14 protein-coding genes are annotated in these 20,362 nt (G+C 44.9%); 10 read left to right on the top strand and 4 right to left on the bottom strand.

Features of this window, described 5'->3' with window-relative positions; all coding sequences use genetic code 11:
* Window positions 1–12: 12 nt before the first annotated feature.
* A complete protein-coding gene (locus IEY13_RS02905; protein WP_229687695.1) occupies window positions 13–1,143 on the top strand; it encodes a glycoside hydrolase family 26 protein in 1,131 nt (376 codons plus the stop codon).
* 119 nt (window positions 1,144–1,262) lie between these two features.
* On the opposite strand, the gene IEY13_RS02910 is transcribed toward IEY13_RS02905, so the two are convergent.
* Complete coding sequence (locus IEY13_RS02910) at window positions 1,263–1,643, bottom strand: hypothetical protein (RefSeq protein ID WP_188950456.1); 381 nt, start codon at window positions 1,641–1,643, stop codon at window positions 1,263–1,265.
* 3 nt (window positions 1,644–1,646) lie between these two features.
* Window positions 1,647–2,006: a hypothetical protein gene (locus tag IEY13_RS02915; RefSeq protein ID WP_188950457.1), complete on the bottom strand. Its 360-nt coding sequence runs from the start codon at window positions 2,004–2,006 to the stop codon at window positions 1,647–1,649.
* A gap of 274 nt (window positions 2,007–2,280) precedes the next feature.
* Between IEY13_RS02915 and IEY13_RS02920 the strand changes: the two genes are divergently transcribed.
* Entirely contained in the window at window positions 2,281–3,528 is a 1,248-nt protein-coding gene (locus tag IEY13_RS02920) for a glycoside hydrolase family 88 protein (RefSeq protein ID WP_229687696.1), read from the top strand.
* A 131-nt stretch (window positions 3,529–3,659) separates the two neighbouring features.
* Here IEY13_RS02920 and IEY13_RS02925 read toward each other — a convergent pair whose 3' ends face one another.
* Both IEY13_RS02925 and IEY13_RS02930 read right to left on the bottom strand, forming a co-directional pair.
* Window positions 3,660–4,220 (bottom strand): sugar O-acetyltransferase, encoded by a 561-nt coding sequence (locus IEY13_RS02925; RefSeq protein WP_188950458.1) that lies wholly within the window; start codon window positions 4,218–4,220, stop codon window positions 3,660–3,662.
* Between the two features lie 90 nt (window positions 4,221–4,310).
* The gene (locus IEY13_RS02930; protein WP_188950459.1) at window positions 4,311–4,802 is read right to left on the bottom strand and encodes a GNAT family N-acetyltransferase; all 492 of its coding nucleotides are present in this window, start codon (window positions 4,800–4,802) and stop codon (window positions 4,311–4,313) included.
* 108 nt (window positions 4,803–4,910) lie between these two features.
* Here IEY13_RS02930 and IEY13_RS02935 point away from each other — a divergent pair, with 108 nt between their 5' ends.
* The 8 genes from IEY13_RS02935 (at window position 4,911) to IEY13_RS02970 (ending at window position 20,342) form a co-directional block, all read left to right on the top strand.
* The gene (locus IEY13_RS02935) at window positions 4,911–8,090 is read left to right on the top strand and encodes a TonB-dependent receptor (protein ID WP_188950460.1); all 3,180 of its coding nucleotides are present in this window, start codon (window positions 4,911–4,913) and stop codon (window positions 8,088–8,090) included.
* Window positions 8,091–8,282: 192 nt separating this feature from the next.
* Complete coding sequence (locus tag IEY13_RS02940) at window positions 8,283–8,657, top strand: DUF1304 domain-containing protein (RefSeq protein WP_188950461.1); 375 nt, start codon at window positions 8,283–8,285, stop codon at window positions 8,655–8,657.
* 242 nt (window positions 8,658–8,899) lie between these two features.
* Entirely contained in the window at window positions 8,900–9,616 is a 717-nt protein-coding gene (locus IEY13_RS02945) for a tail fiber protein (RefSeq protein WP_188950462.1), read from the top strand.
* A gap of 47 nt (window positions 9,617–9,663) precedes the next feature.
* The gene (locus IEY13_RS02950) at window positions 9,664–10,392 is read left to right on the top strand and encodes a phage tail protein (protein ID WP_188950463.1); all 729 of its coding nucleotides are present in this window, start codon (window positions 9,664–9,666) and stop codon (window positions 10,390–10,392) included.
* A 53-nt stretch (window positions 10,393–10,445) separates the two neighbouring features.
* The gene (locus tag IEY13_RS02955; RefSeq protein ID WP_188950464.1) at window positions 10,446–11,204 is read left to right on the top strand and encodes a hypothetical protein; all 759 of its coding nucleotides are present in this window, start codon (window positions 10,446–10,448) and stop codon (window positions 11,202–11,204) included.
* 38 nt (window positions 11,205–11,242) lie between these two features.
* Window positions 11,243–14,461, top strand: coding sequence for a DUF6603 domain-containing protein (locus IEY13_RS02960; protein WP_188950465.1), 3,219 nt, complete (start codon window positions 11,243–11,245; stop codon window positions 14,459–14,461).
* Complete coding sequence (locus IEY13_RS02965; RefSeq protein WP_188950466.1) at window positions 14,451–16,730, top strand: hypothetical protein; 2,280 nt, start codon at window positions 14,451–14,453, stop codon at window positions 16,728–16,730. Before IEY13_RS02960 ends, IEY13_RS02965 begins: the two co-directional genes overlap by 11 nt.
* 12 nt (window positions 16,731–16,742) lie before the next feature.
* Window positions 16,743–20,342 (top strand): hypothetical protein, encoded by a 3,600-nt coding sequence (locus IEY13_RS02970; RefSeq protein ID WP_188950467.1) that lies wholly within the window; start codon window positions 16,743–16,745, stop codon window positions 20,340–20,342.
* Window positions 20,343–20,362: the final 20 nt, after the last annotated feature.

The following is a 20,362-nucleotide window of genomic DNA, read 5'->3' on the forward strand; positions in this document are numbered from 1 at the left end:
AGAAGTTGGTGTATGATACAGAAGCATAAATGGTTGTGGACGGTACTGTTTATGTTGGCAGCAGGTGCAAATGCGCAGCGGCTGCCGGCGGACAAAAAAGCTACAAAGTCTACTATAGCTTTATATAAAAATCTTTACCGCTTGCCTGCCCGCGGATATCTGGTAGGGCATCAGGATGCATTGGCTTATGGCGTGCATTGGAAGTACAAAGCGGGTAATAGTGATGTGAAAGCGGTTACTGGCGATTATCCTGCTTTATACGGCTGGGAACTGGGCGATCTGGAAAAAGGTGCACCGGTTAACCTGGACAGCGTACCGTTTGCGGCCATGAAAAAGTATATACGTGAAGGATATGAACGGGGTGGCGCTATTACTATCAGCTGGCATGGCAATAACCCGCTTACCGGAAAAAGTGCCTGGGATACAACCAGTGGTACGGTGGCAGCTATATTGCCGGGCGGTAGCAAGCATGCGTTGTTTGTACAGCAGTTAGATACGGTAGCCGGCTTTCTCAAAAGCCTGAAGGGAAAGAAGGGGGAGGCGATTCCTTTGATATTCCGTCCTTTTCATGAGCTTACGGGCAGTTGGTTCTGGTGGGGCGCTAAAAGTTGTACCGCGGCAGAACTGATTATGCTGTTTCGTTTTGAAGTGGATTATTTGCGTAATACGAAGGGGCTGCATAACCTGCTGATCTGTTATAATACTGCGAATGATTTTCAAACACAGGAGCAGTTTCTGGAACGTTATCCGGGAGATGACTATGTAGATATTGTATCATTTGATGGTTATCAGTATGGAGCGCCTTCTAACAGTGTTGCTTTTGCAGAGAAGTTATCGGCACAGTTATCGGTAGTAGAAGCGGTGGCAAAGGAGAAGCAAAAAATTGCGGCCATTGGTGAACTGGGTTATAACCTGATACCGGATGTGCAGTGGTTTACCAAAACTGTAAGTGCCGCTGTTAAGAAGCATCATTTTGCTTATCTGTTATACTGGCGTAATGCCGGGTTTAAACCAAAGGATAATGCGATGGAATACTATATACCTTATAAAGGACATGCGGCTGCACCGGACTTTATACAATATTACCGCCAACCGGAAACCCTGTTTGAGAAAGAGGCGGCTGCGTTAAAGCTGTATCGTTAGCAATGAAAGAAATAACATTATAGGCCGGCGCCGGATAACGTTAATCTGATAGTTGGTTTTATTGAGGCTGGGAATAAAAAGGGGTAGCGTATCGTGCAGGATACGCTACCCCTTTTACTTTATTGCTGTACAGGTACTCCGGCTGTTTTTAGTTTAGAGATTCTTCTGCCCCTGAAAAACAGATACAGATTGAAGAATAGCATAATGCCCAGATAAATACAGAAGCCACCTATTTTGGTGCCCAGTATTTCCAGCATACTGCGGCTGGTGAATATTTCCTGCGCAATGGTCATAATGGTTAATGCAAAGCCCAGGTTTAGCAGGTAAAAGCCGGTTTCAAATAACTTATTGGTGGCTATAGCTATATCTGCCTTGCCATGAAAAATATCCAGCATAAACACTTTACTGTTTTTAAACAGGGTATGTGCCACGTACCATGTTAACAGAATAATTACAGGCAGGTATACGAGATAGGCTACAAAATTGAAAGAGGTGCGCATAGCTTATGGTTTAGATGATAAATAATGATTTTTACGTTTGCTGAGTATATAAATAGCACTCATGTTAAAGAAATGAATCACCGCCAGGGTAAGCAATATCCTGCCCGTCATACCGGCAACGCTGTCTATCAGTTCCTTCCAGGTGGCAATGGTATTCCAGCTACGCAGCATCAGGGCCGCATATCCCAGATTTAACAGGTAGTACCCTTTCAGCAACATTTTATTGATGAATTGGGTGAGTGATTCATTGTTATCCAACATGGTAATAATGAATACCCTGCCGTTTTTGTAAAAGATGAGGCCCACGCGAAAGGTGATGAAATAGGTAAGCGTGAGGTAAATAATATACGCCAGCGTGTTCATAGCTTTCTGTTTTAAAGTGTGTTACGCTTTGACAGTTCAAAGGTATACTGTGTTTTCTGAATTTTCAATAAAAAATGAAAATGAATTGTGGCCGTGGTAGATTGAAGTGCCTGTTAATACCTTGTTGCCGTTGAAATTTTGCGATAGTTGATAATGTTTAGGCAAGAGATATTTTAAAACGTATCTTGTTTGCCCTATTTTTTACTCCCTGTTTTACGGCGGCAGACTGATTTTTTCTGTGCCGTTTTATGATGAGCAGTGGATATATACAAATATGAAAATGAAAAAAAACAGCAGATTGCTTTGGGTGCTTGCAGGCGTTTTGTTTGCTTTTACACCCGCCAACAATGAAAACGAATTTATCAATGGCCAGCTTTCCGGCGGTGCCAGCCGGTTGAAAAAGATGCTGGTAACTGCCAATGGGGTAGACACGCTTTTTCCCAGAACTACTGATAAGCAGGGGCATCTGAAACTGACGGATAAGTATGACTGGACTTCCGGCTTTTTTCCCGGTTCTTTATGGTATGCTTATGAGGCAACCAAAGAGGAGATTCTGAAAGCGGAAGCGATAAAATGGACAGAAAAGCTGGCTGCGTTGCAAACCTTTACCGGCCATCATGATCTGGGTTTTATGATGTATTGCAGCTATGGCAATGCTTATCGCCTTACCGGTAAGGAGGAATATAAAAACATTCTGATACAATCAGCAAAGTCGCTGGCTACCCGTTTCAGTGCCAAAACCGGCAGCATTAAATCCTGGAACAACTTCGGCTCCTGGGATGGCAAAAACAAATACAACTATCCGGTGATTATTGACAATATGATGAACCTGGAACTGCTGTTTTTTGCCTCACGCGTTACCGGCGATGCGCAGTATAAAAACATAGCGGTACAGCATGCCACTACTGTTTTAAAAAATCAGTTAAGGCCCGATTACAGCTGTTACCATGTGGTATGTTATGATGCCGGTACCGGTGCGGTGCTGGCCCGCGAAACAGCACAAGGGTATTCTGATAACTCTACCTGGGCGCGCGGACAGGCATGGGGTATTTATGGCTTTACCATGACTTACCGGGAAACCAGAGAAAAACGTTTTTTGACTGCTGCGCAAAAGATGGCAGATTTTTATCTGAACCAGAAAACCTTGCCTTCTGATAAAGTGGCTTACTGGGATTTTAACGCCAATGAAGTGGGATACCAGCCTTCTGTAAAATCACATGCACCTGAAGCAGCTGCCAAATACCGGGATGCTTCTGCGGCTGCTATTACCGCTTCTGCGCTGCTGGAACTGAGTACGTTTTTGGGTAGTAAGGGCGAGAAATATAAACAGGCGGCCATCAACATATTGCATGCGCTTAGCAGCCCGGTGTATCTGGCACCCGAAGGGCAGAACGGTGATTTTATATTAAAACATAGTGTAGGCAGTATTCCGCACAGTAGTGAAATTGATGTACCGTTAGTGTATGCTGACTATTATTACCTGGAAGCTTTGAGCAGATACCGTTCGCTGGTGGCACGATAGTAAAGAATGATTGCTATTCTTCTGATAAAGCGGGTACGGAGGGTTTCTGGAGTGATATAGAAGTCTTATACCGGAACGGCCTTATTAAGGCAAAATCGGTTGTATCGAAGGTGATACAACCGATTTTATTTTCAGGAAGTGGTTAGTTCTTTTACCACGCGGCAGGGATTGCCTACTGCCACTACATTGGCGGGAATGTTTTTGGTTACTACGCTGCCGGCACCAATTACAGTATTGGCGCCTATGGTTACATTGGGTAGCACCAGTACATTGGCACCCAGCCATACGTTATCTCCAATGGTAACAGGATAGGCAAATTCCTGCCCTGCTACACGTAAGGTGGTATCTAATGGGTGGCCGGCGGTGTATATACCTACGTTGGGTGCGAATAATACGTTGTTGCCAATTCGTACTTCTGCGCAATCCAGTATGGTGCAGTTTACATTGGCGTAAAAGTTTTCGCCCAGGTGAATATTATAACCATAATCGCAATGGAAGCCCTTTTCTATTACAAAGCTGTTGCCCGTGGTGCCCAGTAGTTTTTTAAATAATAACTGCTTTTGAGGATTGCCGGGTGGCAGGCTGTGGATTTCAAAAACCAGTTGACTTGCACGTTCCCGTTCTGAAAGTAATTCGTTATCTGTAGCCAGATATAATTCTCCGCTTAGCATTTTTTGTTTTTCCGACTTCATAATACTCAGGTTGTGTAAGGTACAATCAATTGCTTTTTGCTAACTAACAGCTATTGCTGCGGTTTGTTTTGAGAAATGATGCTTTATGTTTTATAACAGGTGCCGGTGGTAGAATACATTATCTGCAGACATTACCGGGAAATAGGAAGGCAGGTCTTTCTTTGATACTACGTTAAATCCATTACGCTCATAAAAACGCAGTGCTGCTTTTAAAATATCTACTGTGCCCAGATAGAGATCGTTTATGTGCTGTTGGTGGCTATATTGTATAAGTTTATCTAACAACTGTTGGGCTACTCCTGTTTCCCTGCCTCTGTATTCTTTTCGTACAAACATTTTGCGGATGGCACCTGCGTTGTGGCCGGTAGCAATAAGGGCAATAGTGCCAACCAGCAGATCGCCTTCAAATGCACCCCAGAAGCCACCGCCGGGTGTAATGTAAAAATTATCAATATCCTGCAGGTCTGGCTGGTCTGCCAAAGTAACGGGAACCTGGAATTCTATTTGTTGTATGGGAAGTATCAGATCTACTACCTGCTGTGAATACCTGTTGTCAATAGTTTTTATTATCAGTGCTGCCATTCTTCCTATTCTCTTTAAAAAGGTGAAGGTATTAATTTGGTCATTTTGGGGAAACATTAGCTTAATATAACGCTTATAGTTTTGTTAAAATAATTTCCCAATTATCTTATGTTTAAACATTCCCTTCATGCCTTACTACTGCTGATGGTGCTTTTTGCTTTTGGCGGTTATGTACAGGCCCAGACTACTCAGGCTTCTATTTCCGGCGTAATTCTCAATCACGAGCAAAAGCCACAGGCAGGAGCAAACGTGTCGGTGCGAAATGAGTCTACCGGCTTTTTTACCAAAACAGTTACCAATGCACAAGGTTCGTTTACGTTTAAGGAATTGCCACTGGGCGGGCCTTATACGGTAAGTGCAACCTATGTAGGCTTTGGAGAACAGAAGAGAAGCGGTTATATGCTTAGCCAGGGTGACGCTATTAAGCTTACCATGGATATGCAAACAGAAGCTTCTACACTTCAGGTGGTGGAAGTAGTTGCTTCCGGCCTGAAAAATAAATCTGAAAACATTGGTGCGGCAACGGCTATCTCTGCCAAAACCATGACCAGGCTGCCTGTTAACGGACGTAATTTTACTACGCTGATGGATCTTTCTCCGTTAAGCCGTGGTGGTAATATTTCGGGCCAGCTGGGTTCTTCTACCAACTACACTATTGATGGTATGAATGCTAAAAACCCAACTTCGGCAGGTGCTACTACCAGCCGTAGTGGTGCGCCTTATTCTATTTCTATTGAGGCGGTGCGTGAATTTAAAGTAGTTACTAACCAGTACGATGTTACCTATGGCCGTGCAGGTGGTGGTACAGTAAGTGCGGTTACCAAGCAGGGCACCAACACCGTTACCGGAAGTGTTTTCGGTTATGGACGTGCCAACTGGCTGGCCAGCAAGTATGATATCAGAGGTAACGTACGTAATAATAACTATTCTACTTATCAGTATGGTTTTTCACTGGGTGGCCCGATTATTAAGGACAAGCTGCATTATTTTATAGCGTGGGATCATCAGCGGGATATGCGTTCATTAGTTATTGCCGATGTGCAGTCACCGGCTGATGAAAATACCTATAGTATTACCAAAGCTTCTCTGGATAATTTTGTAAGCGTTGCCCGTTCTAAATACGGTGTTTCTAACAAGCCTCAGTATGGTTCTTTTGATAAGAACAGAGGATCTGATGCTGCTTTTTTACGTTTAGACTGGCAGATTAACAGTAAAAACCTGTTAACTATCCGCGATAACTTTACCAACGACCGTAACAAACTGGGGTTGGTAGATAATACTGCTATTAACCTGTATGAAAGTACCGGTAACGACTTTAACAGAGATAACAGCTTACTGGCTACTTTACGTACTTCTGTAAGTTCTAAGCTTACCAATGAGCTGAAAGTGCAACACCTGTATACTTACCAGAGCAGTGAGCCGGGAGATGATCTGCCTAAAGGCAATATTCCCCGTGCAACGGTAGATCAGGTAGCTTCTACCATTAATGGTGCTACCAGAACGGTTGCTATTCAGATTGGTGGACATCGTTTTGCACAGGAGAATTTCCGCAACCATGTGCTACAGCTGGTAGATAACGTATATCTCACTACCGATAAAGTAAAATATACTTTTGGTATTGATGTAATGTACACGCATTCCCGTTCCAGATACGGTAGTGAAGTAAACGGACGTTTCTATTATCAGGATATAGATAATTTTATAGCCAACACGCCTTACCGTTTTTCCCGCGAGGTGCCTTTAATGGATGATCCGGGCGTTACCGGTAATATTCTGAATGCAGGTGTATATGGCCAGATGCAGACTTCGTTGGGCAAAGGATTGGATTTTACCGGTGGTTTGCGTTTTGATTACGCACACTATCCAAAATCTCCGCTGAACCAACTGGTGCAGACCGAACTGAATATCCGTACGGATAACAAACTGAAGTCTGCCGTTATTCAGCCACGTGTGCAATTGACTTATGATATTAATGAAAAGCATAGAGACATTATTCGCTTTGGTGCGGGTGTATTTGCGTCAGACATCAACAACTATGTACTGATTAATAACCTGGTATTTGATGGTAAGCATTCTGCTACTGTGGATGTGCGTGCCCCTAATGTGCCGGTTGCTGATTTTATTGGCTACCGCAATGGTACTGCTACAGCACCCACTTTACCTGCTTTTCAGCTGGCTACTATTAATACCAATGGTACGAACGCTAAAATTCCGGTGATGTATAAGGCTAACCTGTCGTATACACACTTTTTTACTCCTAAGCTGAAGGCTACCGTTACCGGCTATGCTACGCTGGGGCGTAACAACTATATGTATCTGGACCGCAACATGGTAACTACACCGCAGTTTACACTGCCGGAAGAAGGTAACCGTGGCGTATATATTCCTTTGGAAAAAATGCCCGAAAATGGTTCTGCTGACTGGTTACAGGGACGTATTTCTAATAAGCTGGGCCGTGTGCTGGAGTTGAACAGCATTGGAAAGGTAAATCAGTATGCTGTGGTGCTGGATGCCTCCTGGCAGTATTACAGGGATGGTGATGTTTCTGTAAGCTATACTTATAATGATGCCAAAGACAATACTTCTTTTAACGGTAACGTGGCAAACTCTGCCACCCTTTCTCTGCCTGTAAAAGATGATCCGCGTGATCTGAGCAGAATGACTTATTCTGATAACCAGTTCCGTCATAAAGTGGTGGTATTTGGTACCCTGCCTACTTTTTATGGTATCAGCATAGGCGTACGCTTCTCTGGCATAGGCGGTACCCGTTACAGCTTATTATCCGGCGGAAACACCAATGGTGACTTTGTGGTGGGTACTAACGATCTGGCCTATGTTTTCGACCCTAACTCAAGCAAAACTGCCCAGAATGTAAGAAATGGCTTGAATACTATTCTGAACAACCCTAGCGCCAGCAAAAGCCTTAAGAATTACATTAATAAATATGCCGGCGGAATGGCGGAAAGAAACGGCGGTGTAAATGGCTTTTATGGCACTTTTGACCTGCGCATCAGCAAAAAGTTCAAAATCTATAAAACACATGCATTGGAGGTTTCCGGTGATTTGTTTAACGTAGCCAATATGTTTAAGAAAACATGGGGTGTAAGCAAAAATATGGGCAACCAGGCGCTGTATGGAATAGGTATTCCTAAAACGGATACCAGCCCTGCTGTTCCTGCATTTGACAAAGCCAACCAAAGGTTTATTTACCGTGTAAACAACTCGGGTATACCGGGCCCATCTGGTGATCCTTATCAGGCGCAGATTGGTGTAAGGTACAGTTTCTAGTAAAGTTTAGTTACACACATAAGAAAGGCCCTGGCGTAATGCCGGGGCTTTTTAGTTTATCTGTCCGTTTTAAGTAAATATGTTTCCGGGTGGATTTGCCGTTGTAGTATAGAATAAAGCTGAAAAATATTGCTATCTTGTTAACGCATGCCTTCTGTATGCAGCTGTGTTATTTACCTGATATTAAATAATATGACAGAACCTGTTAGTTTGTTTGCCAAAATAGTGATTGGCCTGGTTGCCCTGGAACATCTATATATATTATGGATGGAGATGTTTGCCTGGGAAACTGTAGGGAAGAAAACTTTTAAAAGTTTGCCAGCTCATTTGTTTACGCCTACCAAAGGCCTGGCGGCTAATCAGGGTTTGTATAATGGTTTTCTGGCAGCAGGGCTCATCTGGTCTTTATTTATAAGCAATGCTGAGTGGCAACAGCATATTGCCCTGTTCTTTTTAAGTTGTGTGGCAATTGCCGGTGTATTTGGTGCAGTTACTGCGGCTAAAAGAATTTTCTGGGTGCAGGCGATGCCCGCGTTGGTGGGTATTGCAGTGTTACTGTGGCTATAATCATATAACCTTACAAAAATTGCTGCTATCCTGTATGCCGCTGCTGCATGCAGGTGTTAGCTTGCTTCTTAGTCTTACCCGTTTTACTTCCACTCCGGCAATACGGATATTGTAAAAATCACGGAAAACCGGGATTCTGTTATTCTGGCAAATAGTCTTTCTTTACAGTGCCAGACACAGCTATAGATGTCATTTCTTTTATTATAAGCTTGCACATATTCATTATCCTTAATACTATAACAATGAGGTATTTTGTAAGACTACTGCTTATTGTTCACCTCTTTTTAATTGTACTAACCCGGCTTACCGCGCAGAATAATGCTATACATATACAACAAACGGGGAATGTAGGTATTGGCACTGCTACCCCCGAAGAAAAATTGCAGGTGGATGGGAATATAAAAGTAAATGGTGGAATTATGGATCAGACAGGGTTGATAATGCCTGCCGGAGCCATTTTGCCTTTTAGTGGAAGCGTGCCGCCGCCCGGCTGGGTGTTTTGCAATGGAAATGCTTATTCAAAAACAGGTGATCAGAAGGCGCTGTTTGCTGTTATTGGTACTATGTACGGTAGCGATGGTGATAAGTTCAGGGTGCCTGATTTAAGAGGAACGTTTATTATGGGGGCAATGCCGGGTGATAGTAATGATTCGCTTTCCAGACGCGGTAGTGCAGACCTGCATAACCATACGGTTAGTTTACAGAGTAAAACCGCAGGTACTGCAAATTCAGTGAACCACTCACATAAGTTTCCGTCAAACTGGTATAACAGATCACTGGCCGATGGGAAATATAATGGTATTGATATTCATTCGGGAAATATTCAAACGCACACCACACAGGATGCAGGTAGCCATAGCCACCAGGTTACGGTAGTTTTTCCTGATACTTTAAGTGGTAATTCTACAGGTAAAAATCGCCCTCAGTGGGCTGCTTTGAATTATATTATTAAATATTAAGTAACCAGGTATGGTGTGTTTAATTATTGAATTTTAATAGAATGCAAATGAAGTATGCTATAAGCTTTTTTAGTGTTGTGGGTTTGTATTGTGTTATTACATTTTCCTCTTACGCCCAAAACAATGCTTTAAAAATTCAACCTAATGGTAATGTTGGTATTGGTACAGAAACGCCGACAGAAAAGCTGGAAGTGGAAGGTAATTTAAAAGTAAATGGCCGTATAATGGATAAGGCGGGATTGGTAATGCCAGCGGGTACCATATTGCCTTATGCAGGAAGTGTGGCGCCGGCCGGATGGTTGCTTTGCAATGGTGCTTCTTACGCCAAAAATGGCGATCAAAAAGATCTTTACACCATTATTGGTACTATGTATGGTAGTGACGGAGATAAATTCAGGGTTCCTGATTTGCGTGGGAGCTTTGTGATGGGGGCTGTATCTGGTGATGCCAATGATTCACTGGGTAAGCGGGGGAGTGCTGATGTGCATACGCATAGTGTAATAATCCCTCCTAAAACGTTTTCTACTACCAGTGCAGGCAATCATAGTCATAAATTTCCTGCCAAATGGTATTTCAGATCCTTAAAAGATGCGGGATGGCTTGATGAAAAGCGTAATGGTATAGATACGTATGATAGAATTGAGAATCAGACCACACAGGAAGCCGGCGCTCATACTCATGAGGTAACTGTTGAGTTGCCGGCAGGCACAACCAACAATTCAAGTGGCAAAAACCGCCCTCAGTGGATAGCGTTGAATTACATTATTAAATACTAGGCAGCCGGAATGCTCCTTACCATACATTTTTGTTAACCACTCAATAAAAAGCGATGCCAACAACAATTAAACTAATTAAGAATCTTACTACCAAAAAAGAAGCCCCTCCGGCTGAACTGACAAAGTTTGACATACAAGCTGGTTTTGCAGATACGATAACTGCTGCTGGTTTTACAGCAACGGCCTGGGCAGATTTTGCCGGGGATAATGATAATATACAGGTGACCTGGCAGGATGAAACTGAAAAACTGATAGCCCGTGGTGTGGGAGGGCGTTTTGCTATAAAAGAAGGAAAGATAGTCATCAGTGGACTCAAAAATGCTTCTAAGTATAGTGCTGAGGTATCCGGAGAGCTTGCCATTGGCCCTAAGGGTGATGATAAGGCAGCAGCTTTACTGCGGGTTAGGATTGGCAACATGGTGAGTGATACCAATAAGAGTGGCGATACTATCATCAATTTCAGCGATAAAACAGATAGCGTAGCGGGAGGGAGTGAGATTAACCTGAAAGTGCTGATTGATTGGATTCTGGAAAGCTCTAAGGATAAAACCAGCAAGCCGGAATTGCCTAAAATAGAAGATGGCAACGGTGGTGTTAAAAAACCTGAGGACTTTGTTATTGTATTTAAAAACTTCTACTACAATATTACTCAGAATACTTTCGATTTCTGGGTAGAATCAAAAGCGGGTAGTGAAATTACGTTTGGCAATTTTACTATTAAGAAAGCAGGTTTCAGGGTTACCAATATGGCAGCAACTGCTGAGGTAAAGGAAAAGCCTAAAGCATTGCCTGCTGCTGAACCGGCGGAATAATCATCAGAAAATTATACAGTAAACAGGTATTGCGCCATATGTCTGAATCAAAACCATTTTTGCTGGATATATCAGGCTCAACACGTATTGGTAATACCAATGCGGTTGAGTTTGAGATATCATTAGGCTTAAGGGTAAATGGTGCTAACAAATATGTGTATGCCACGTTGCAGGCAAAAAATGAGGAGGGCATCAGCCTGCCCGCACTTATTGAAGCTTTGGGGGGTGGTAAACAGGCAGCGTTGCCTGAGTTTCTGCAAAACCTTCCTGCTATTCAAAGGTTCAGTATTCAATATGGATCAGCTGAAAACACCAATGAGTTTGATATTGAGTTTGACAGCCTGCTAAACATAAACGGAAAGAACATTGAGGCTACTATTGTGGCTGGCTATAATAAAGCAAGAGGGCAGCTGGGGGCGTTTACTTTTGTAGCCACCTTACGCACAGGTAGTCATAGGTTTAGTGCGGTATTTGCAAAAGTTGGGGCAGACTGGTATCTGTACGCTTTGTATAAAAGCAAAGGAGCCGTAACGGTTAACCTGAAAGATATTACCGGCGCCTTTTTTGACGATGCAGATGCCATTCCTGACGCTTCACTTACACTGGATGCTTTTAAAGCCTTTTTGTTATACAGGAAAAAGAAAGACGGCAGTACTGCTTTGATGGCAGGCCTGGGGGCAGGGCTTAGCCTTGCTGTTACTGATTTGCCATTGGTTGGCGAACTGTTGAATGAAAAGGATGCGTTTGCTTTTAAAGAAGTGCTTGCTTTGTATACCAATGGCAACTTTACTGCCGGTGAACTGAAGCAGTTTGATGGGTTGCCGGCCGTTGCTGTAAGTGCTGGTTTTAATATTTCTGCACAGTTGATGATTGATGGTGAAGAAGACTATTATGTGCTGAATGGAGGCATGCGCAAAAAGAGTGTGCCGGAAAAGAAAACAACAGGGGAGGAGGCTAATAAGAGGCCTGTTGTTAATACGCTTGCCGGAGAAGTGGCATCGAAGGCTAAGTGGATGAAAGTTGATAAAAAGATAGGCCCGGTAACGATTAAGCGACTGGGCTTTTTATATAATGCAGGTAAGGTGGTAGTGCTGCTGGATGCCTCGGTGCTTATGGCGGGCATGGGTATGCAACTGGCGGGGTTGGGGCTGGGTTTTAAGCTGGAGTGGAAGTTTCCGCCCGCTATGCCTGAGTTTTATATAGATGGTATTGGTTTGTCTTATACCAGAGATCCCTTACGCATCAGCGGTATGTTTATAAGAGCTACACCGCAGGATGGGGTAGAGCAGTATGCTTATTATGGTGCGGCTCAGCTATCGCTGGCGGGTTTTAGTGTAAGTGGTATGGGGGCTTACAGCAGGCTGGTAAAGCCCGGGCCAGATGGCTCCATCTCTATGTTTATTTACGCCATGTATGCGGGTGCTATTGGTGGGCCGGCTTTTTTCTTTGTTACTGGCATTGCAGCGGGCTTTGGTTTTAACAGAAAGGTTAAAGTGCCATCTATAAGAGAGGTGAATACTTTTCCCCTGGTAGCTATGGCGATGAATCCCAACCCCGATAAATCACTGAATAATATATTGGGCGATCTGGTGAGTCAGCAATGGGTGCCTGCTTCGCCTGGTGATTACTGGCTGGCGGCAGGTATCAGATTTACTTCTTTCAATATTATTGATTCGTTTCTGCTGATGCTGGTACAGTTTGGTACCCGCACAGAGTTTGCATTGCTGGGTTTATCTGTTCTGGCCTGGCCTTCTAAAAAAATAACGATAGCTTATGTAGAACTGGCTGTTAAGGCCAGTTTTGGATCTGATAGTGAGGTAATAGCAGTGGAGGCAATGCTTACACCCAACTCTTACCTGCTGGATAAGAAATGTAAGTTAACAGGTGGCTTTGCGTTTTATGCATGGATAAAAGGGGAACATGAAGGAGATTTTGTAATTACCCTGGGCGGTTATCATCCCAGGTTCAGCAGGCCATCACATTATCCTGAAGTGGACAGGCTGGGGTTGAACTGGAAAATATCTGACGAAGTAGAAATAAAAGGCGGACTGTATTATGCTTTAACACCCGGTAGCATTATGGCAGGTGGCCGGCTGGAAGTAACTTTTAGCCTTAGCTTTTTAAAGGCCAGCGTGGTAGCGTGGGTTGACCTGTATATTGCCTGGGCACCTTTTGAGTATGCAGCTGAAATTGGTATAAGGGTAAACATAGAGGCGAACATAAAAGTGATGGCTATAAGCGTTCATTTCAAACTGGAAATGGGGGCTGTACTTTATATATGGGGGCCCTCTTTTGCAGGAGAGGCGCATGTTAACTGGAACATTTTTTCGTTTACCATACCGTTGGGTAATGCAAGGAAAGAGGAAAAGAAGAAGCTGAGCTGGAGTGCTTTCCGGGAACAGTTTATTCCCGTTAATGCCGTTAACCAGGTAACGCCTGAAATTATTGTAAGTGCGGGTGTTATTAATGAATATACCGTTGATGCCAATGGAACCAAACAAAAGTATCTGCTGGTAAACCCGCACCAGCTGAAAATAAATGTAGACGCACCTATGCCGGTAACCACTGTGCAACTGCCTGATGGTGCTGGTGGTTTTACAGAAATGCAGAAAGATGCCGTGATGCAGACAGGTAACGGACCCTCGTTGTACGGCAGTCGTAACCAGAAGCTGGGCATACGACCCATGCAGCAAACAACACTTACATCAACGCTTAAGGTAGAGGTATTGATGAACGGGCAGCAACCAGGTGGCGCGTTTACTCCGGAATATTCCAGCTACGCATCGGGAGTGCCTGAGTCGTTATGGAGCAGTGAGCAGGCTAAGGGGGATAATAGCAAGCCTGATGAAGTGCATGTACTGAAAGATGCTTTGAAAGGGGTAGCTATTGCTGCCAGGGAAGCACCCGTGCCGGAGAAGGCGCAGCAGTTTGATTTGAACGGGAGGTTTGTGGTGGTTGGTAAATTGTTAAGCTGGGCTTATACGCCTGCTTTAACAGGGCCGGATAATACCGCTTACAGCATACCGTTAAAAACGATTGTTACTAATGCGCTGAAGAACGATGCTACTACAGCTGCCCGGCAGGCAATAATTAAAGCGGCTTTGCAGGTGCAGGGAGTGAGTTACGCTGCTGAAGCGGGGGATGTATATAAATGGGTAGATGCGTTGGGGGCTGAACCCGTTATTGTGCAATTGGGTGGTTTGCCCCAGTATAAAAACGAAACAGCAAAAAAAGGAAAGGCGGACAATGGCCACTGACCAGAAAATATTACAGCACCCGGAACAGCTGGTGTTTATTGATGAATGCCTGCCACAGCTGATGGCGGGAGAATATTCTATAACTGCTGATTTGAATGTAGAAGCTGAGGGGGCCGATAAAGCAGGATTTGGGAAAGCTGTTAAGAATGTATGGGTAGGTGCACCACGCTTTACCCTGGAAGATGCTGCGGTGTACACCATGTACCCGCCTAAAGATGCAAGCGGATATTTTGAAGCCACTTTGCCTCAGATTGTATTTAACCGGCGTACACTGCCCTGGGAGCGTACGATTGATGGTGCTTTGCATAGCATTACAGCGTTTAAACTGGATAATGCCTCTGTTGAGCCGGGAGCGGCTTTTGGGCACGCCCCCTGGATGGCGCTTTTGCTGTTTAGTGAAGTAGAAATGAGTGGTAACGGTAATGCAGCTGATGCGGTGGTGCCAGGCAGGAAAAGCCTGAAAGACCCGGGAACGGATGTTTTTGTGCCGGAGCTGAACGCAGCAGGAATAAAAGGGCAGGGGCCGGAATTAGCCCCCTGGGAAGATATAAATAATGAGTATGATGTTATAGATATACCGCTTGGGTTGTTTAAAAAAGTAGTGCCTGCAAAAGCTGATTTGCCTTACCTGGCGCATGTAAGAAAAACGGCAGTGGATGCAGGTAAGGAAAGTGCGGCCATTGCTGATAACGGATACTTTGCCACTTTAATAGGTAACAGGTTGCCGGTAAGGCCGGACAGCGGAGCGGATGGGGTAAGGAATTCTGTATTCCTGGTATCGTTGGAGGGGTATCACGGTTTTTTTAAAAAGCCAGAAAAATATATTGAAGATAAGGGGAAGGGGAAAGTGCGTTTGGTTGTATTGCAATCATGGAGTTTTACTATTGCACCAGGCAATAACTTCAGGGAGTGCTGTGAAGGATTACATGTAAGTCCGTTCAAAATGAATTATCCGGAAAAAACGGATGAAAGCCTCAAAAAAGCCTATGATTATGGTTATGCGTTATTGCCGCATATTACACGTAATGGCGCCCATACGTACTCCTGGTACAGAGGGCCCTTTAACCCCAATTTTTTACCAGCCAGTGCTGCCACTACTATTTATAAAACGGCAGATGCTGCATTGCGCTTTGATGCTGCTACAGGGCTGGCAGATGTATCCTATGCGGCTGCCTGGCAACTGGGCCGTTTGCTGGCGTTGAAAGATAAAACCTTCAGCACCGCATTGTATCAATGGAAGTTACAGGGCAAAAGAAAGGTGGCGGGCGTGGCTGCAAAGCAACAGGCCTCCGGCATGTTGCCGGCTGGTTTGGGTATTGCTATAGCCGGAAACGATACCCTGGAAGAAACTATGAAAGGTTTTCTGGCTAAGCGCTACAATATGGAAAGTGGTTTTGATATTACTCCCCTCCCTTTTTCAAACAAAGCTGCGGATACGCTGGAGCAACTGGATGAAGTTGCAGGAAGGGCGGATATTGTACCGGATATTCCCGCTGCTGTTACAGGCTGGCTGGGCAGGTTGTTTCTGCTGGAAGGGGTGCCTGTTAACTATCTTATTCCGCATGAAGATTACCTGATAAGGCGCGAAGGGAATACTACTGCCAGGGAAGCGCTGGGTACTTTTTATATAGATTATGACTGGATAGAAGCCTTGCTGGGTGGTGCGTTAAGCATTGTAGCGCATGAAGATTCAGTTGCCCTGCTGAATACACTGAAAGACGGGAAGTTTTTGCCTGCAGAACTGCAGGACTATAAAAAGAATGCTGCTTTTATTCCATCAGGAGAAGGGGAACGCGTGCCTTTACCTGACAAGATCAGCGGGCATATTACCGGGTTCTTTCTGCGGTCGCAATTAATATCGGGCTGGAAGGGGATTAAAGTATTTGCGAGAGATGAAACAGATAACTGGATGAAGTATCCGTTGCGTATAGAGCGCCTGGCAGAAGATATTCAGTTATGTGTGTTTGCCGGTAAGGTACAGCAGATAATGTTTATACAACCACCGGAAGGTATTCATTTTGGGATAGAGAACAATGGAAAAAGCTGGCAGAAAACCCTGAGGAATAAAGAAGGGGATATAGGAACAACTGCTGTTGAACTGAACGTTACAGATGGGGTGCTGGGCCTGGCTAATGCGGCCGCAGCTATGGCAAAGGCGGGTATGCCGGTAACTGCTGCTGCCTCGTTTGCTTTTCAGATGCTGGAGAACCCGGTTATATATAAGCTAAACATTTCTGACCACTGGAAAAAAGAATCATCGCTGATATAAATCTGGCTTGCTATGAGTGAGAAAGTAATTGTACCTGTTAAAATAGAGGCACTTGTGGTAGATAAGGCTACCGCGGAAGATGATGCTTTAAACTGGAAAAGTTATCGTATAGATTACGAAGGGCTGGCTGTGCGGCTGGGTTCTTTTTTGGAGCCGGGTGACCTGAAAGAGCTTTACAAAGGTGGGTTTTGCGAAAAAGGCATTCATCTGCACTGGGCTTTACCGGCTGCGCTTACCAATGGTATACAAAAAGAAAATAAAGCCTTATTTCCTGCGGTGCCTAACCGCTGGCTGGTAATAAGAACACATATAGAAGGCGGTAAGCCTGTTTTAAAAAAATGGTTGCTGGAAAGCGATTATATAGGGGAATATGAATCTGATAAGAGCGGGTGGGCCTTGCAGTTGCCTGACGGTAGTTTTTCTGCCCCGCATAGTATAGGAAAGGCAACAGAGCTGGGTAGCTGGACGGAGGAAGCACCCCGTAGCCACACTCCTTTAACCGCTATGGCGCCGGGTAATGCAGCCTTTGCAGCTATTTACGAGCATTGCCGGAATGTGTTTGGTTTGTGGGATGATGTGAGTGGTGTAGCGGATAAGGATACCGTGTTTTCTTACCTGGTAACCGGGTGGTATTCTGATGCTGCTATTGAGCCGCTAAGCAACGGCGATGCCGACCTTATCAGTAATATCAGAAAGAAATGGCAGATACCAGGAATGGCGGATACAGAAAGCTTTCCTGATTCTATACTATGCCATGGTTATATACATAGTGTGCGGTGGAGCCCCGCAGAACGTTACCTGCTGCCGGTAAAAAGCGCCCCGGTTAATACAGGTGTGGGTATGACTTCCATAGAAGCAAAAGCGGCGCAACTGTCAAGGCAAACCGGTGCTGCCGAAAAAATGCTGACCGGCTATTTTTATGATGCCCTGAAAGATACCGTGGATAATGCCACACTTGATACCCTGGTTGATAACAATGCTTACACATCTTTTGATGGCGGAAGCCTATGGGAGATAAAGCAGGTGGAGAAAGAAACAACAGCAGCAACAGAAAAGGAAATGCCGCTGCAAAGCTTTCCCGATGCTACTGCAAATCCCGCCCTTTCCGTTGCTTTTCAAAGAATCAATGAAGCCCAACAGGCGGCCGACAGGCAGCGGGGATATAGAAGGTCGCTTATGCTTGAATTCAGGGCTTTATGTGATAAAATAATTATGGCTGATGCAGCAGGCGATGCGCTACTGCTTACAAAGCTTACTGCTAACCGTGGGCAGTTAAAGAATGAAATAGATGGCATAAATGCGGTAATAATAGAACAGGAGGCAAGTATAGCTTCGTTAAAAACTACTATTAACCAAATGCCTGCTTTTATAAAAGCAGACAATAAACCGGCGTTGTTTGAATTGCTGGAGAAAAAGATGCCACGCTACTGGCAGGCCAATGATGTGGCCGTTTTGTTTTCAGGGCCGGGGGTAACAGCTTCTGCCAGGTATAAAAATTCTGATGGTAGTGATGTGCTTACCTGCCGCCTGCCGCGTGACATTGTAACCGGCATGGTATTGAACGATGGCGACAAAGTACAGGATACCACTATACAGAGTGGTGCCTTTGCGCCTGAGCTAAAGCAGTTGGGATCGCTTGCCCGCAACGCCGGCCTGATTGGGCAGTTGTACAAAGAAGCGATATTGGCAGATCCTGCCTGGTCAGTAATATGGGCGCAGCAGTACTATCAGGAGCAGAGTGGTAACAGGCCCCTGATAAAGCAGTTGTCGGTTTATCTTAAGGCTATGCTGCAGTTGATGGAAGTTAGCCCTGCTGATAAATGTAAGGGGCTGGTAACAGGCGATGGTACAGTTATACAGTGCGGAAGTCATGACACTTTGCGTAGATTGTTGCAGCAGCGGGGTATTCAGGGCTGGCAACATCCATGGACGCCTTTGTATATGATATGGTATGCGAATTTTATTCCCTCTTATACAATAGAAAACGGGCAATGGCAGTATAAAGCAGCGGACTGGTTGTGGAAAGATAAGCAATACCGTTACAAAGGTTCTGCGCCTGATACAGCCGGTTCAATAGCGTATTCAGGAAAAGTGCTGCTTACAGATATGGTGAATGGTATGCTGGCGCAAAAACTGCCGGATGATGTGGTAGTGGGAGAACATCTTTCACAGGCACTGGGTTCTTTTGCAGATGCTTTGCTTATGCGCAGGCAGGATATACAGTTGCCGTTATTTAAGAAACCCGGTGAGGATACAACGAAGCTGTTACCTGATAATACCTGGAACAATTATATTACCGCAGACGCAGGTTTTCTGCCTGACGTAGCCGGGCTTACAGAACGTGTCCCTAACTTTTTCCCGGTAAGGGCCGGGCATTTACAATTTACCCGGCTTTGGATGACGGATACCTTCGGACAGGTGAAGAAAGTAATAGATAATGGTGTTGTTACTAATAACGGACTGTTGCATGTTTCGGAAAGTTTGAGTCAGCCGGATGTTGCGGTACAGGTAACATTGCCGCCACGTCTGGTGCAGCCTGCACGTTTGTTGTTCAGATGGTGTGCGGCAGCGCAGGCGCTTCCGGTAGAAAGCAGTAATGATCCGGCTACTAATCCTGTATGTGGCTGGTTGTTGCCTGATGCGCTTGATCAGTCACTTGATGTATATGAAGCAGATGGTAAAAAATGCGGTTCGTTGAAAATGATTGTCATTGGCAGCGGAGTTCAGCTGCAATGGACTATGCCCCCTGGTGTGGCAGAGGAACTGTTGCCTGAACAAGCCATCAGCAATAACTATCTGCTCAGGTTTGTGAAGGGCTTGCTGAACCTGCGTAACAGGAATGAACAACCAGCAGGTGGTGATGCGCTGCAATCGTTGTTTGAGTTATGTAATAACACAGCACTTTACCTTTCCGCTTCCGGTGGGCATCAGGTATCCGGAGTAGCAGGGTTGATGGGGCAACCGCTTGCGCTGGTGCGCGCATCGTTACAATTAGAGTTACAGGGCATGCCTGCCCAGCCGCAGCATAACGATCATACTGTTACCGGTGCCGTACTGGCATCGCCACCTGGTTTGGCGCAACTGTCTTTTCCGGTAGTGCTGGGAGATGTGCGAAATAATAAAGATGGCCTGATTGGCTACTTTATAAGCAGGAAAAATGAAGACTTTACTAAAATGCATATTTCCTATGGTATGCCCCTGCCCGACGGTGATTATTTTACCAGCGGTGATATACAATTATCTCTGAATGCAGGTGGGCAGAAGGAAGAAGTGGTTATTCTGATGGACCCCAGGGGTGGTGTGCAGGTGGATGCAGGTATGCTGCCATCTAAGTTTATTGATTTACCCACAGTGCATACGGGGCAGGGATTAAAGCACATGCAGCTGGACATGCTGGCAGCTCCGTTTTTGAGTACTGTGGCAGCACCCTTTTTGCCGGTGGGTGCAGAGCCGGGCCGGCAATGGGTGCTGAAGCAGCAAACCACATCAGGAGGATGGCGCCAGACAGCGTTAGACAGTCAGGCTCAGCCACGAATCAGTTCTTTCAATACACAAGTAATACAGGAGGGCTATTTGTCGTTGCAACCTGCCATTGACAATAATCAACAATAACTGCCAATACAGCTATACAG

Source organism: Filimonas zeae (genome assembly GCF_014641615.1).
GTDB lineage: Bacteria > Bacteroidota > Bacteroidia > Chitinophagales > Chitinophagaceae > Filimonas > Filimonas zeae.

What these genes read in the sequence shown, in the direction of transcription:
- IEY13_RS02935 (WP_188950460.1), top strand. Translation starts at nt 4,911, where the DNA reads ATGTTTAAACATTCCCTTCATGCCTTACTACTGCTGATGGTGCTTTTT.
- IEY13_RS02925 (WP_188950458.1), bottom strand. Translation starts at nt 4,220, where the DNA reads ATGAAGTCGGAAAAACAAAAAATGCTAAGCGGAGAATTATATCTGGCT.
- IEY13_RS02945 (WP_188950462.1), top strand. Translation starts at nt 8,900, where the DNA reads ATGAGGTATTTTGTAAGACTACTGCTTATTGTTCACCTCTTTTTAATT.
- IEY13_RS02915 (WP_188950457.1), bottom strand. Translation starts at nt 2,006, where the DNA reads ATGAACACGCTGGCGTATATTATTTACCTCACGCTTACCTATTTCATC.
- IEY13_RS02970 (WP_188950467.1), top strand. Translation starts at nt 16,743, where the DNA reads ATGAGTGAGAAAGTAATTGTACCTGTTAAAATAGAGGCACTTGTGGTA.
- IEY13_RS02955 (WP_188950464.1), top strand. Translation starts at nt 10,446, where the DNA reads ATGCCAACAACAATTAAACTAATTAAGAATCTTACTACCAAAAAAGAA.
- IEY13_RS02910 (WP_188950456.1), bottom strand. Translation starts at nt 1,643, where the DNA reads ATGCGCACCTCTTTCAATTTTGTAGCCTATCTCGTATACCTGCCTGTA.
- IEY13_RS02960 (WP_188950465.1), top strand. Translation starts at nt 11,243, where the DNA reads ATGTCTGAATCAAAACCATTTTTGCTGGATATATCAGGCTCAACACGT.
- IEY13_RS02940 (WP_188950461.1), top strand. Translation starts at nt 8,283, where the DNA reads ATGACAGAACCTGTTAGTTTGTTTGCCAAAATAGTGATTGGCCTGGTT.
- IEY13_RS02965 (WP_188950466.1), top strand. Translation starts at nt 14,451, where the DNA reads ATGGCCACTGACCAGAAAATATTACAGCACCCGGAACAGCTGGTGTTT.
- IEY13_RS02905 (WP_229687695.1), top strand. Translation starts at nt 13, where the DNA reads ATGATACAGAAGCATAAATGGTTGTGGACGGTACTGTTTATGTTGGCA.
- IEY13_RS02930 (WP_188950459.1), bottom strand. Translation starts at nt 4,802, where the DNA reads ATGGCAGCACTGATAATAAAAACTATTGACAACAGGTATTCACAGCAG.
- IEY13_RS02950 (WP_188950463.1), top strand. Translation starts at nt 9,664, where the DNA reads ATGAAGTATGCTATAAGCTTTTTTAGTGTTGTGGGTTTGTATTGTGTT.
- IEY13_RS02920 (WP_229687696.1), top strand. Translation starts at nt 2,281, where the DNA reads ATGAAAATGAAAAAAAACAGCAGATTGCTTTGGGTGCTTGCAGGCGTT.